10 protein-coding genes are annotated in these 13405 nt (G+C 71.5%); 2 read left to right on the forward strand and 8 right to left on the reverse strand.

From position 1 onward, the window contains the following. Window positions 1-9: 9 nt before the first annotated feature. Both OOT08_RS04660 and OOT08_RS04665 read left to right on the forward strand, forming a co-directional pair. On the forward strand, window positions 10-1473 hold the full coding sequence (locus OOT08_RS04660) for a helix-turn-helix domain-containing protein (RefSeq protein WP_325092107.1): 1464 nt from the start codon (window positions 10-12) through the stop codon (window positions 1471-1473). Window positions 1474-1576: 103 nt separating this feature from the next. Further along, complete coding sequence (locus tag OOT08_RS04665; protein WP_325091397.1) at window positions 1577-2962, forward strand: TIGR01777 family oxidoreductase; 1386 nt, start codon at window positions 1577-1579, stop codon at window positions 2960-2962. A gap of 69 nt (window positions 2963-3031) precedes the next feature. Here the strand turns inward: OOT08_RS04665 and OOT08_RS04670 are convergent, their stop codons facing one another. The 8 genes from OOT08_RS04670 to mfd form a co-directional block, all read right to left on the reverse strand. Next, window positions 3032-4372, reverse strand: coding sequence for an NAD(P)/FAD-dependent oxidoreductase (locus OOT08_RS04670; protein WP_325091398.1), 1341 nt, complete (start codon window positions 4370-4372; stop codon window positions 3032-3034). 220 nt (window positions 4373-4592) lie between these two features. Continuing rightward, entirely contained in the window at window positions 4593-5099 is a 507-nt protein-coding gene (locus tag OOT08_RS04675) for a DUF501 domain-containing protein (RefSeq protein ID WP_325091399.1), read from the reverse strand. A gap of 3 nt (window positions 5100-5102) precedes the next feature. After that, entirely contained in the window at window positions 5103-5582 is a 480-nt protein-coding gene (locus OOT08_RS04680) for an FtsB family cell division protein (RefSeq protein WP_325091400.1), read from the reverse strand. Window positions 5583-5591: 9 nt separating this feature from the next. Beyond that, window positions 5592-6875 carry a phosphopyruvate hydratase gene (gene eno / locus OOT08_RS04685; RefSeq protein WP_325092108.1) on the reverse strand — a complete coding sequence of 428 codons (1284 nt, stop codon included), beginning with the start codon at window positions 6873-6875 and terminating at the stop codon, window positions 5592-5594. 142 nt (window positions 6876-7017) lie between these two features. Beyond that, window positions 7018-8316, reverse strand: a complete 1299-nt coding sequence (gene hisS / locus OOT08_RS04690) for a histidine--tRNA ligase (RefSeq protein WP_325091401.1) — start codon at window positions 8314-8316, stop codon at window positions 7018-7020. Between the two features lie 55 nt (window positions 8317-8371). Further along, a complete protein-coding gene (locus OOT08_RS04695; RefSeq protein WP_325091402.1) occupies window positions 8372-9124 on the reverse strand; it encodes a MazG nucleotide pyrophosphohydrolase domain-containing protein in 753 nt (250 codons plus the stop codon). A gap of 37 nt (window positions 9125-9161) precedes the next feature. Next, window positions 9162-9803 carry a maleylpyruvate isomerase family mycothiol-dependent enzyme gene (locus OOT08_RS04700; RefSeq protein WP_325091403.1) on the reverse strand — a complete coding sequence of 214 codons (642 nt, stop codon included), beginning with the start codon at window positions 9801-9803 and terminating at the stop codon, window positions 9162-9164. Between the two features lie 110 nt (window positions 9804-9913). Further along, window positions 9914-13405 (reverse strand): transcription-repair coupling factor (gene mfd, locus OOT08_RS04705; RefSeq protein WP_325091404.1); only part of this gene is annotated, 3492 nt, incomplete at its 5' end.

Consider the following 13405-nt stretch of genomic DNA (forward strand, 5'->3'; position numbering starts at 1 on the left):
GACTCGGATTTGCTGATCCTCGGCAAGCGCATCCGGCACTTTCGCATCGCCGCCGGGCTCACCCTGGAACAGCTGGGCAGCCGCGTCGGCGTCGTCGCCAGCCAGCTCTCCCTCGTGGAGAACGGCAAGCGCGAACCGAAGCTCACCCTGCTGCAGGGGCTGTCGCGGGAGCTGGGCGTCGAGGTCGCCGAACTGCTGAGTTCGGAGGCCCCCGACGCCCGCTCCGCGCTGGAGATCGAGCTGGAGCGCGCCCAACGCTCCCCCGTCTATACCCAGCTCGGCCTGCCGGCTATCCGCTCCCCGAAATCGCTCGGCGACGAGACGCTCGCCTCGCTGGTGGGCCTGCACCGGGAGCTGAACCAGCGCTCCCGGGCGGCCGCGGCAACGCCAGAGGAGGCCCGGCGCGCGAACACGCAGATCCGGCACGACATGCGGGCCAAGAATAACTACCTCCCGGAGATCGAGTCCGTCGCCGAGGAGCTCATGGCGAAGGTCAACCACACGACCGGGGCGGTCACACACCGCACGGTCCAGGTGCTCGCCGAAAAACTCGGCTTCACCCTGATCTTCGTCGACGACCTCCCGTCGTCCACCCGGAGCATCACCGACCTCGAGAACGGGCGCATCTACCTCCCCCCGGCCTCGATCCCCGGCGGCCACGGCCTGCGCTCCCTCGCGCTCCAGGCGATGGCGCACCACGTTCTCGGGCACGACCGCCCGAGCAGCTACGCGGAGTTCCTGGAGCAGCGGCTCCAGATCAACTACTTCGCCTCGGCCTGCCTAATGCCGCAGCGGCGCGCGCTCGACTTCCTCGGCGAGGCCAAGCGGGAGCGCAACCTCGCCATCGAGGACTTCCGGGACGCCTTCGGCGTGACCCACGAGACCGCCGCACACCGCTTCACCAATCTCGCGACCGAGCACCTCGACCTGCTCGTCCACTTCTACCGGGTCGACCGGGAGGGCGCGCTGCTCCGCGGCTACGAGAACGACGGCACCCCGCTGCCCGAGGATCCGACGGGAGCGATCGAGGGCCAGGTGCTCTGCCGGAAGTGGGCCGGGCGGACCGCCTTCGAGCGGACGAACCGGACGAGCGAGTTTTACCAGTACACCGACACCCCCGTTGGCACGTTCTGGACCACAGCGCAGACGGGGCACGCGGAAACCGACGCCTTCTCGATCAGCTGCGGGGTTCGCTTCGACGATGCGAAGTGGTTCCGTGGGCGCGACACCCAATTCCGCACCCACTCGACCTGCCCCGACGAGACCTGCTGCAAGCGCCCGGCGGATGACCTCCAGCAGCGCTGGGGCTCCCGGGCCTGGCCGAGCGCGCGGATGCACGCGCACGTGCTCTCCCCCCTGCCGACCGGCTCCTTCCCCGGCGTCGACGACACCGAGATGTACGAGTTCCTGAGCCGCCACGCGGCGCAGGACCAGGGCGCCATCGAGGAGGCAGGTCCGGGCGTCCGCGGCTGAGCCGGCCGCGAGGACGCGCGCACCGGGCAAAACTGGGCGAACGCACCCGATTCAAAGGTGCGAGCAGTAGGCTCGTGGCACTCGATCCGCTGGGAGGCCTTCCGTGTCCTACGTCCACTCCACCGAGCTCCCCCACTCCGCTGCGTCGGTCTTTGCCTGGCACGGCCGCGCCGGAGGCTTCGAACGGCTCACCCCGCCGTGGCTGCCCGGCCGCATCGTCTACGAGGCGGATTCGCTCCGCGATGGCCAGGCGCTCCTTGCCCTCCCTCTCGGCCTCCGCGCCGCGGCCCGGCACGTGCCCGCGGGCTACCGAGAAAACCGGCAGTTCGCGGACCGGATCGTCCCGAACGGCTGGCGGAGCGTGCCCGCCGCGGCCGCGCTGCCCTGGCGGCACCGGCACGAGTTCGAGGCGCTCGGGCCCGAGTCCAGCCGGATGACCGACCGGGTGCTGACCCCGCTCGGCGCGCGCGCCCTCGCCCCGGCGTTCCGCTACCGGCACGCGCAGCTCGCCGCGGACCTCGACGCGCACGCCTGGCGGGCCGCCACGGGCGCGGGCACGAAGACCATCGCGATCACCGGAACGAGCGGGCTCGTCGGCCGCGCCCTCGCCGCGTTTCTGAGCACCGGCGGGCACCGGGTGATCCGCCTGGCCCGCACTGAGTCCTCGCCGAGCGACACCCGAATGGCCCGCCGGTTCTGGGACCCGGAGCACCCGGACCCCGCCCTGCTCGACGGCGTCGACGCGGTCGTGCACCTGGCCGGGGCCAGCATCTTCGGGCGCTTCACCCCCGAGCACCGGCGGCGCATTCGCGACAGCCGGATCGGGCCAACCCGGGCCCTCGCGGAGCTGGCCACGCGCAGCCATGAGGCGGGCGCTGGCCCCAGCGTCTTCGTCTCCGCGTCAGCGATCGGCGCATACGGGGCCGCCCGCGGCGACGATCTGCTCGACGAGGCCGCGCCCGGCGGCGAGGGCTTCCTCGCCCGCGTCGTCTCGGAGTGGGAGGCGGCCACGGCCCCGGCTGCCGAGGCCGGGATCCGCACCGCGCAGATCCGGACCGGGATCGTGCAGGCCGCGAGCGGCGGGGTGCTCCAGCTCCTGCGCCCGCTGTTCGGCGCGGGGCTCGGGGGGCGGATCGGCTCGGGTGAGCAGTGGCAGTCCTGGATCGAGCTCAACGACCTCGTGGAGGTGTACCACCGCGCGCTCTTTGATCCGGCGCTCTCTGGCCCCGTGAACGCGGTGGCCCCCTCCCCCGTGCGGCAGTCCGAGTACGCGGGCATCCTGGGCGGGGTGCTCGGCCGCCCCTCCGTCATCCCCGTGCCCGGCTGTGCCCCGGCGATCCTGCTCGGGCGGGAGGGCGCCGCCGAGCTGGCCCTCGCCGATCAGCGCGTCCTGCCCGCGAGGCTGCGCGCGGCGGGGCACCGCTTCCGCTTCCCCGAGCTGCGCTCCGCGCTCCAGCATCAGCTCGGTCGCACCGTCCCCCAGCCCTGAGCTGCGGGCCGCAGGCACGAGAAAGCCCCCCGGCTGACAGCCGAGGGGCATTCTGGTGAGCCGTGCGGACTAGTCCGTCTTGGGCTTCGGGCGGGAGGCGAACTCCTCGAAGACGGCGCGGGGGGTCTGCGTCATCTCCAGGTTCACGGTGTCGCGACCCAGGAAAAAGTGACCGACCCAGCCGCCGAAGACGCGCCACTTGCGCTTCCACGTGGGCAGCGCGAGGCCGTGGTAGAAGCGGTGTGCGAGCCACGCGAGGTAGCCGCGCATGCCGAACTTGCCGCGCTGGAACACGCCGGTGTTCATGCCGAGGCCCGCGACGGCGCCCTGGTTCTTGTGGTTGTACTCGGTGATGCCCTCGCCGCGGATGTCCGCAACGATGTTCTTCGCGAGCAGCTTCGCCTGGCGCACCGCGTGCTGGGCGTTCGGCACGCAGAAGCCGCCGGGGCCGGGGGTCGACGAGAGGTCGGGCACCTGCGAGGTGTCACCGGCGGTCCAGGCGCCGCCGATGGGCTCGCCCTCCTCGGTGGTGATCTGCAGCTTCGGGTTCGCGACCACGTGGCCGCGGCCGCCGATGGGCAGGTCGGTGCCGCGCAGGAACGGGCGGGGCATGACGCCAGCGGTCCAGACGATCAGGTCGGACTCGAAGCTCTCGCCCGTGGACAGCTCGATCTTGCCGTCAACGGCGGACTGCAGCTGGGTGTCCAGGTGGATCTGCGCGCCGCGCTCGGTGAGCATCTTGATGACCCAGAGGCTCTGCTCGAGGCTGACCTCGGGCATGATGCGACCCATCGCCTCGATGAGGTGGAACTCGATCTCGTCGAAGGAGATCTCGGTGTACCGGCGCAGCAGGTTCGTGGCGAAGGAGCGCAGCTCGGCAAGCGTCTCGATCCCGGCGAAGCCACCGCCGACGACGACGACGTTCAGCAGGCGCTTGCGCTCGGGCGAGCCGACGGGCAGCGACGCGGCCCGCTCGAAGTTCCCGACGAGGCGGTCGCGCACGGCGACGGCCTCCTCGATCGTCTTCAGGCCGATGGCCTCGTCCGCGACACCCGGGATCGGGAAGGTCCGCGACACGGAGCCCGTCGTGATGACGATGTGGTCATAGGCGAACTCGGTCACCTCACCGGTGTTCGGGGTGATCGTCGCGGTCTTGGTCGCGTGGTTGATCCCCGTGACCTTTCCGGCAACGTTCTTGGTCTTGCTCAGGTGGCGGCGGCGGGCGACCACCGCGTGACGCGGCTCGATCGAGCCGGCAGCAACCTCGGGCAGGAAGGGCAGGTAGGCCATGTACGGGAGCGGGTCGACAATCGTGACCTCGGCCTCACCGGCGCGGAGCCACTTCTCCAGCTTCCATGCGGTGTAGAAGCCGGCGTAGCCTCCGCCAACGATCAGAATTTTTTTCGACACGAACGGTCTCCTCGATAGACGCTGAACAGGTGGCCCGGCAACGAAACACGCCGAGACACAATTCCGGGAGCCGCCAAAGCGTCCCGCAACCAGTCTATTCTAGCCAAGCTTTCAGAATAACCGAACCTTTCAAGCAAGACCCGACGACATTACGCAGATAATTCTCTAAAGATCCACTATTCCACAGAAAACATCAAGAAGCGCGGTTTTCAGGAGGTTTTCAGGAGGTTTCGCTTGCCCGGTCCTGCGGGCTCCACCCCGAGGCGGCCAGGGCGAGGTCCCCGATGGGGTTCACCCCGGGGCCCGCGGCCAGGGCGTGACCCATGAGCGCGTGCAGGCACTTGACCCGAACGGGCATGCCTCCGGCGCTGATCCCGGCGAGCTCCGGCACATCGTCGACCGTCTCCCGGTCGGCGATGTAGGCCTCGTGGGCGCGCTGATACCCGGCACGCAGTTCCTCGTCCTCGGCGAGGAGGGCGTTCAGCTCCGTCATGTAGCCGCCCGCCTCCAGCCGGGAGGCCGCGGCGGTGGCCTCGGGGTGGCTCAGGTAGTAGAACGTGGGGAACGGCGTCCCATCGGGCAGCCGGGGCGCGGTGGCCACCACAACCGGTTCGCCGGAGGCGGTGCGCGCGGCGATGCCGAGCACGCCGCGGGCCTGGCGGCCCAGCTGCTCGGACACCCGCTCGATGTCGGCGTCGGTCGGGCTCGCGAAGGGTGGGCGGCTCATGGTTTAGTTCTCTTTCTTCGTTGCCTGCTCGGGATCCCCGGCAAGCTCCTCGGGTTCGGCGGTCGTTGTGCCCGCGACGAGCACAGAGCCGACGAGGCCGCGGAGCCAGTCGCTCTCCGCGGCCCGCAGCTCCGGGCTCGCCTCCGGCGTCTCCGTCACGGGAATCACGACGTCGTTGATGACGCTCAGCTGCGTCTCGCCGGGCATCACATAGAACAGCCGGTCCCGCGCCTGGGCCCGGATATAGGCCGGGTCCTGCCAGCGCACGCGCTCCGCCTCGATGTCGTCCACGGCCTCGCGGTGCAGCTTCACGCTCTGGTCGAGCTCCGCGATCTCGCGGCGCTGCTCCACCAGGGTCGTGACGCCGGGGCTGAGCATCCAGACCCCGACGATCACGAGCACCACGATTCCGACCGTGAAGAACGAGAAGTTCAGGCTCCTCACCCAGGCGGTGAACTCGGCCCCGGCGGCGCGCTTGGCCATGACGCCGACTTAGTCCTGGGCGAAACGGGGGAAGGCCCCGCGGCCCGCGTACTCGGCGGCGTCGCCCAGCTCCTCCTCGATCCGGAGCAGCTGGTTGTACTTCGCGACGCGCTCGGAGCGTGCCGGGGCGCCGGTCTTGATCTGGCCGCAGTCGGTGGCGACGGCGATGTCCGCGATCGTGGTGTCCTCGGTCTCGCCGGAGCGGTGCGACAGGATCGCGGTGTAGCCGGAGCGCTGCGCGAGCTGCACGGCGTCCATCGTCTCGGTCAGCGTGCCGATCTGGTTTACCTTGACGAGCAGCGAGTTCGCGGTGCCCTTGGCGATGCCGTCCGCGAGGCGGGCGGGGTTCGTGACGAAGAGGTCGTCACCGACGAGCTGCACCTTGTCGCCCAGCTTCTCGGTGAGCTGTGCCCAACCGTCCCAGTCGTTCTCGTCGAGCGGGTCCTCGATGGACACGAGCGGGTAGCGAGCGACGAGGTCGGCGTAGTAGTCGGCCATCTCGGCGCTCGTGCGCTGCTGACCCTCGAAGGCGTAGGTGCCGTCGGCGTAGAACTCGGTGGAGGCGACGTCGAGCGCGAGCGCGATGTCCACGCCGGGGGTGAAGCCCGCGCGCGTGATGGCCTCCATGATCAGGTCGAGCGCCGCGGCGTTGTTCGGCAGGTCGGGAGCGAAGCCGCCCTCGTCGCCAAGCGCCGTCGCGTAGCCCTTCTCCTTGAGGAGCGCCTTGAGGGCGTGGTAGGTCTCGGTGCCCCAGCGGAGCGCCTCGGAGAAGCTCGGGGCGCCGAGCGGCACCGCCATGAACTCCTGGATGTCGACGCCGGTGTCGGCGTGCGCACCGCCGTTGATGATGTTCATGAGCGGCACGGGGAGGGTGCGCGCGTTCGGGCCGCCGAGGTAGCGGTACAGGGGCAGGTTCGCGGACTCGGCGGCGGCACGGGCCACGGCCAGGCTCACCCCGAGGATGGCGTTCGCGCCGACGCGCTGCTTGTTCTCGGTGCCGTCCGCGGCCATGAGGGCGGAGTCGACGAGGCGCTGGTCATCGGCGGCGAAGTCGTCGATGGCCTCGGCCAGCTCGGTCTCCACGGCCTCGACGGCCTTGAGCACGCCCTTGCCGAGGTAGCGAGCGGAGTCGCCGTCACGCAGTTCGAAGGCTTCGAAGGCGCCGGTGGAGGCGCCGGAGGGGACCGCCGCGCGGGCCACGGTGCCGTCGGTGAGGCCGACCTCCACCTCGACCGTCGGGTTCCCGCGGGAATCGAGAATCTCGCGTGCGATCACCGCGTCGATAAATGCCACCATGGTCTCCTTGACTGTTGCGTGTCTGCTTCGGTTCTGCTCTGGTGTGAGCGGGTGCTTCGGGTGAGGACGCCTCCGTGGGGGATGCTCCTCGGCCGGCCACGGTGCCGCGTGGGGCGGTGGCCGGGAGTCGGGGTTCAGTCTAGCGTGACCCCAGCGGGCGCAGCTCAAGATCGGCGGCGTCCCGCACCCCCGCGCGGACGGAGGCGACCCGGGTGTACCCGGCCTCCTCGGCACGAGCGAGCGTGGGCTTCGGGTTCTTCGGGCGGCGCTCCAGGCGAACCCGGTGCCCCCCGGCGACGAGCTGCTGCTTGAGCGTCGAGAGGTCGGCGGGGGCGGCGTCGCGGTCGAAGAGCAGGACGACGGACTCGGGGCCCTGCTCCTCGGGCAGCTCGATCAGATCAACGACCCGCTCGAAGCCGATGGAGAAGCCGGCCGCGGGCACGTCATCGCCGAGGAAGCGCCCGATCATGCCGTCGTAGCGGCCGCCGCCGCCGACGGAGCTCCCGGAGGAGGGGTGCGCGATCTCGAAGATCGTGCCCGTGTAGTAGCCCATGCCCCGGACGAGGGTGGGGTCGAAGCGCAGGGACACGCCCTCGGGCAGCGCGGTGAGCGCCGCGGCCAGCTCCGCAAGGGTCGCCACGGCCTCCTCGGCGAGGCCCTCGGGGAGCGCCGCGCGGATCTCAGCCTCCGTGAGCGGGATGCCCTCGCCGAGCAGCCGCGGCTCGACGGCCGCGAGCACCCGGCCGAGCGCCTCGGCGGCCGCCGGGTTGGTCTCGGCGAGCTCCGCGACGACGCCGGAGGCACCGATCTTGTCGAGCTTGTCCACCGTGATCAGGGCGCTATCGAACGCTTCCGGCGCAAAGCCGCAGTGCGCGAGCAGGGCCGTGAGCAGGCGGCGGTCGTTGACCCGGATCACGCAGTCGCGCAGGCCGAGCGCGTCGAGCACGGTCGCCGTGGCCGTGATCAGCTCGATCTCCGCGAGCAGCCCGGCCTCGCCGATCACGTCGATGTCGGCCTGCACAAACTGGCGGTAGCGGCCCTTCTGCGGCCGCTCGGCGCGCCACACGGGGCCGATCTGGATGGACCGGAAGACCCCGGGCAGCTCCGCGCGGTGGCTCGCGTAGAACCGGGCCAGCGGCACGGTCAGGTCGAAGCGCAGGCCGAGGTCGGTCAGGGCCTCCGTGCTGTCGGCGTCCGCGGCGGCGCGCAGGGCGTCCGCGTCGATGCCGCGCTTGAGGATCGAGAAGGACAGCTTTTCGTTGTCGCCGCCGAGGCCCGAGTGCAGCCGGGCGTAGTCCTCGACCATCGGGGTCTCGATCTCGTCGAAGCCCTGCGCGCGGTAGACGCGCCGGATCACGCCGAGGGCGTGCTCGCGGCGGGCTTTGTCGGCGGGCAGGAAGTCTCTCATCCCGCGGGGCGGGTTTACGGGTGCGGCCATGTGGCTATTCTTCCATGCTCCGGACTCGAGCCCGCCACCCGGAGGCGAGTCGGGCTCAGCCGCGCCGGGCACCGCCCGAGCCAACGGCCTCCTCCAGGGCGCGGAGCGCGGTGCGCAGGGCCCGGTCGGGGTCCAGCCCCGCGGCCTGCGCGGAGACGAGGCGGGCGAGCAGCTCGCGGCCGAGCGCCAGCTCCTCGGCGGCCGCGCTCCCCCGCTCGGCCGCCGGTTCCCGCCCCTCGTCGAGCGGGGCATCGAGCGCGGCGGCGAGCGCCGCGCGGGTTTCCGGGGTGTCGGCGCGGGCGATCCGGTCGATGACCTTCGCGACGCGGGCGAGCCCGGGCATCGCAGCCGGGATCCCGTCGAGCACGCCCCGGGAGGCGACGGCTTCGTCGGACGCGGCCGCCTTGAGCGCTTCCCACTCAGCGTTCAGCTCGGCAACGGTCATCTGTTCCCGGCCGCCGAAGACGTGCGGGTGGCGGCGGATCAGCTTGTGGTTCAGGCCGAGCATGACCGCCTCGAGGTCGTAGCCCTCGCCGTCGCGCTGGGCGATGGCGGCGTGGAACAGCACCTGGTACAGCACGTCGCCGAGCTCCTCGCGCACCCGCGCTGGCCCCTCCCCCGCCTCGATGGCCTCGGCGAGCTCGGCGGCCTCCTCAATCAGGTAGCGCACGAGCGACTCGTGCGTCTGTTCCCGGTGCCAGGCGCAGCCGTCCGGGCCGAGCAGGGTCTCGATGGTGTCGCGGAGTGCGGCGGCGGCACTCGCGTTCCGGCCGGAGCTGGGGGCGGGTGTCTGCGCGCGTTCGTTCACGTTTGCACCCTATCGCGAGAGCTACCCGCGCGCGCGGTTATCCCGGGGTGAGCACCCGGAGTTGCTCGGCGCCGGGGCCCGAGAGTTCCGCGCGGCGCACGGGGCGGCCCGCGAGCGCGAGGAGCAGGGCGAGGGCGCTGCCGCGCGCCTCGGGGCCGGAGCCGATGCGGACCGTCCCCGTCAGGGTGGCGTCCGTGAGGACCAGGGTGATGCCGGTGGCGCGCTCGCGCCCGCCGCCCATCGCCGGGCTGGTGGCGCGCTGGTAGCGCAGCGCGGCGATCGTGGGGCCGAGCGGGTAGCGGCGGCGGAGGCCGAGCGGTCGGCGCAGGTCTTCTCCGTGCACGATGATCTCCACGAGCCGGGAGGCTGCGGGGGCGGGCGCCCCGGAGCGGCGGTGCCGAACCGCGCGAAAGGCCTCCAGCGTCTCCGCGGGATCGGCCCGGAGCTCGCGGGCGACGCCCTGCTCGTTCATGAGGTCGAAGGCGAAGCGCGAGCGGACGAGGTCCCGGGCAAAGGACCAGCTCGTGGTGCTCGCGTCATCGACGAGGTGGGCGAGCACGTCGTGCACGGTCCAGCCCGGGCAGGGCGACGGGGTGTCCCAGGCGCTCGCGGGCACCGTGCCGAGGTCGTCGAGCAGGGCAGCGCGTTCGCGGTGCACCGCGGTCCACACGTCGCGCATGGCTTCGTCCCTTCGCCTCGTCGCGCCCAGGTTAGGTGGTGCCGCTCATGCGCGCAAGCGCTGCCGCCCTCACACGCACGCCCCTCGGCGGTTCAGCGCCGCACCGGGCGCTACTCCCCGCGAGCGCGGCGCTCGGCCTCGCGCTTCGCGGCGCGGCGGGCGGCCACCGAGCCGATCACGGTGTCCTTCGGGGCGGCCCGGGGCGCCGTCGGCGACCCGGAACGGCCGAGCGACCCCGCGGCGCGCGCGGCGTTCGGCTGCTGCCGCGCCGCCGGAGCCGGAGCGGCGGCGGTGGTGGTGGCCGGCGCAGCGCCCTTCGGCTGCGCGGCGGGCCGTTTCGCCGGCGCCTGCGCGGACTCGGCCGCGGCGACCGGGGCGACCGGATCCGAGATGATGAGGTCGAAGATCGTATCCACCCAGCCCACGATGTCGGTGTCGTCCACCTCGTCGATGCGGGCGGCGACGGGCATCGGAATGACGATCTGCTGGTTCGTCTCCGTGTAGCGCGAGCCCGGGTACATCCGGCTCAGCCGGAGCTGCCGCGAATCGGGCAGCGTCACGGGCTCGATGCGCAGGCTGTTGCCCGCCGCGACGACCTTGGTGAGTCCGAGCTGGGCGGAGCGGCGACGCAGGGTCGACACGCGCGCGAGCAGGCGCACTTCCTCCGGGGGTTCCCCGTAGCGGTCCGTCAGCTCCTCCAGGACCAGCGAGACGTGCTCGGCCGGGGCCTGCGGGTGGCTGGCCGCGGAGAACTTCTGGTAGGCCTCGAGGCGCAGGCGCTCGCTGTCCACGTAGAACTCGGGGATGTGCGCGTCGAGCGGCAGCTCCAGGGTGAGCTCCGCCGCGGTCTGCACGTCCTCGCCGCGGAAGGTGTTCACGGCCTCGCCGATCATCCGCAGGTACAGGTCGAAGCCGACGCCCGCGATGTGCCCGGACTGTTCCCCGCCGAGCAGGTTTCCCGCGCCGCGCAGCTCCAGGTCCTTCATCGCGACCTGCATGCCGGAGCCGAGATCGTTGTTCGTTGCGATGGTTTCCAGCCGCTCGATCGCGGTTTCCGAGAGCGCCTTTTCTCCGTCGTAGAGGAAGTAGGCGTAGGCCCGTTCCCGCCCGCGGCCGACCCGCCCGCGGAGCTGGTGCAGCTGGCTCAGCCCGTAGCGGTCCGCGCGGTCGATGATGATCGTGTTCGCGTTCGCGATGTCGAGGCCGGTCTCGATGATCGTGGTGGACACGAGCACGTCGAACTTGCGCTCCCAGAAGTCAACGACGACCCGCTCCAGGGTGTGCTCGTTCAGCTTGCCGTGCGCGACGGCAATGCGCGCCTCCGGTACGAGCTCGGCCAGCTCCGCGGCGACGCGGCTGATCGATGACACCCGGTTGTGCACGAAGAACACCTGGCCCTCGCGGAGCATCTCGCGCCGAATGGCCGCCGCGATCTGCTTATCGCTGCGCGCGCCGACGAAGGTGAGGATCGGGTGCCGATCCTCGGGCGGGGTGGCCAGGGTGCTCATCTCGCGGATGCCGGTGACCGCCATCTCCAGGGTGCGCGGAATCGGGGTCGCGCTCATCGAGAGAATGTCGACGTTGGTTTTCAGCTTCTTCAGCGAGTCCTTGTGCTCCACGCCGAAGCGCTGCTCCTCGTCGATGATGACGAGGCCGAGGTCCTTGTACTCGATCGAGTCGGTCAGGATGCGGTGCGTGCCGATCACGACGTCCACGCTGCCGTCGGCGAGGCCCGCGAGGGTCTCCTTCGCCTCCTTGTCGGTCTGGAAACGGCTCAGCTGCCGGAGCCGGACGGGGAAGCCAGCGAAGCGGTCCTGGAAGGTCTCGAAGTGCTGCTTCACGAGCAGCGTGGTCGGCACGAGCACCGCGACCTGCTTGTTGTCCTGCACCGCCTTGAAGGCCGCGCGCACCGCGATCTCGGTCTTGCCGAAGCCGACGTCGCCGGACACGAGCCGGTCCATCGGCACGGGCGACTCCATGTCCTTCTTCACCTCGTCGATCGTGGTGAGCTGATCGATCGTTTCGGCGAAGGGGAAGGCCTCCTCCAGCTCATGCTGCCACGGGGTATCGGGGCTGAAGGCGTGCCCGCGGGACGCCATCCGCGCCGAGTAGAGCTTGACGAGCTCCACGGCGATGTCGCGGACCGCCCGCCGCGCCTTGGTCTTCGCGGTGGCCCAGTCCGAGCCGCCCATCTTGCTCAGCGCGGGGGCCTCCCCGCCGACGTAGCGGGAGAGCTGATCGAGCTGATCCGTTGGCACGTAGAGCTTGTCCGCGGGCATGCCGCGCTTGGTCGAGGAGTACTCCAGAACCAGGTACTCGCGGAGCACCTTCGTCGCGTTCCGGCCGGAGCCCGAGGGCACCATGCGCTGGCTGAGCTCGACGAAGCGGCCGATGCCGTGGGTCTCGTGCACGACATAGTCGCCCGCGACGAGCTTGAGCGGGTCAACGACGTTCTTGCGCCGGGTGGCGACCTTCGCGACGCGGCCCGGCTGATAGCTGACCGTGCGCCCGAAGAACTCGGCCTCGGTCAGCTGCAGGAGGCGGGCCTCCGCCGACTGGAAGCCGTGCCAGGCGGTCGCCGCGAGCGCGTAGACGACGCCGCTCTCGGGCTCCGCGGGCAGCTCCTCGACGACCCGTGCCGCGATGCCGTGCTCGGCGAGCACGTCCCGGGCCCGGTCAACGAGCCCGGTGCCCTGCGCGGTGACCACCACGGTCCAGCCCTCCGCGAGGCGGGTGCGCAGGAAGTCGCTTGCCCCGTCGCTCGCGCCGGTGATCTGCGGCAGCGCGGAGCCGTGCACGGGGATCGTCCCCGCCTCGTGCTCGGGCTCAGCCTCAGGCGCGGCGGCGAGTTCCCCGGCGGCCCGCGCGGCGTCAGCGGCCTGAGCGGCGGCGTCGGCGTCCTCCTCCGGAGCGCTGAGGAAGGCGGTGACCGTCCACCAGGGGCGGCCGACGGAGGCATCGCGAAGCTCGTCCAGGGTCAGGAAGCCCTGCTCGTCGAAGCTGAGCGGGGCGTCCGCCCCCGCGGTCGCGGCGCTCCACGCGGCGTCCAGGAACTCGCGGTTGGTGTCCGCGAGGCTGACCGCGCGGCTCGCGACGCGCTCGGGCGAGGCCACGAGGACCGCGCCGCCCGCGGGCAGGAAATCGGTGATCGGGGCGAGCCCCGGGCTGAGCATCGGCATGAGGGACTCCATGCCCTCCACCGGGATCCCCTCGCCGAGCTTCTCCAGCATCTGCGCGATCGCGGGGTAGCGCTCGACCCGGTCCTTCGCCCGCTGGCGCACCTCCTCGGTGAGCAGCAGCTCCCGCGCCGGGGGCAGCTCGATCCGGGCGACGGGCTCGGACTGGCTGCGCTGGTCCGCGACTGAGAAGGTCCGGATCTGGTCCACCTCGTCGCCGAAGAAATCGATGCGGTGCGCCTGATCGGCGGTCGGCGGGAACACGTCGAGGATGCCGCCGCGCACGGCAAATTCCCCGCGCCGGGTCACCATGTCCACCCGGGTGTAGGCGAGTTCGACGAGCGTGCGCGAGATGGTCGCGAGGCCGACGCTGTCCTGCCCGGCGACGAGCGCGACCGGGGCGATGCGCCCGAGCTGGGGCGAGAT

Source organism: Leucobacter sp. M11 (genome assembly GCF_035726885.1).
Classification (GTDB): domain Bacteria; phylum Actinomycetota; class Actinomycetes; order Actinomycetales; family Microbacteriaceae; genus JAPFRB01.

Excerpts from the sequence above, each read along its gene's own strand:
- OOT08_RS04700 (WP_325091403.1), bottom strand. The coding sequence starts at position 9,803 with ATGCGCGACGTGTGGACCGCGGTGCACCGCGAACGCGCTGCCCTGCTC.
- OOT08_RS04675 (WP_325091399.1), bottom strand. The coding sequence starts at position 5,099 with ATGAGCCGCCCACCCTTCGCGAGCCCGACCGACGCCGACATCGAGCGG.
- hisS (WP_325091401.1), bottom strand. The coding sequence starts at position 8,316 with ATGGCCGCACCCGTAAACCCGCCCCGCGGGATGAGAGACTTCCTGCCC.
- OOT08_RS04680 (WP_325091400.1), bottom strand. The coding sequence starts at position 5,582 with ATGGCCAAGCGCGCCGCCGGGGCCGAGTTCACCGCCTGGGTGAGGAGC.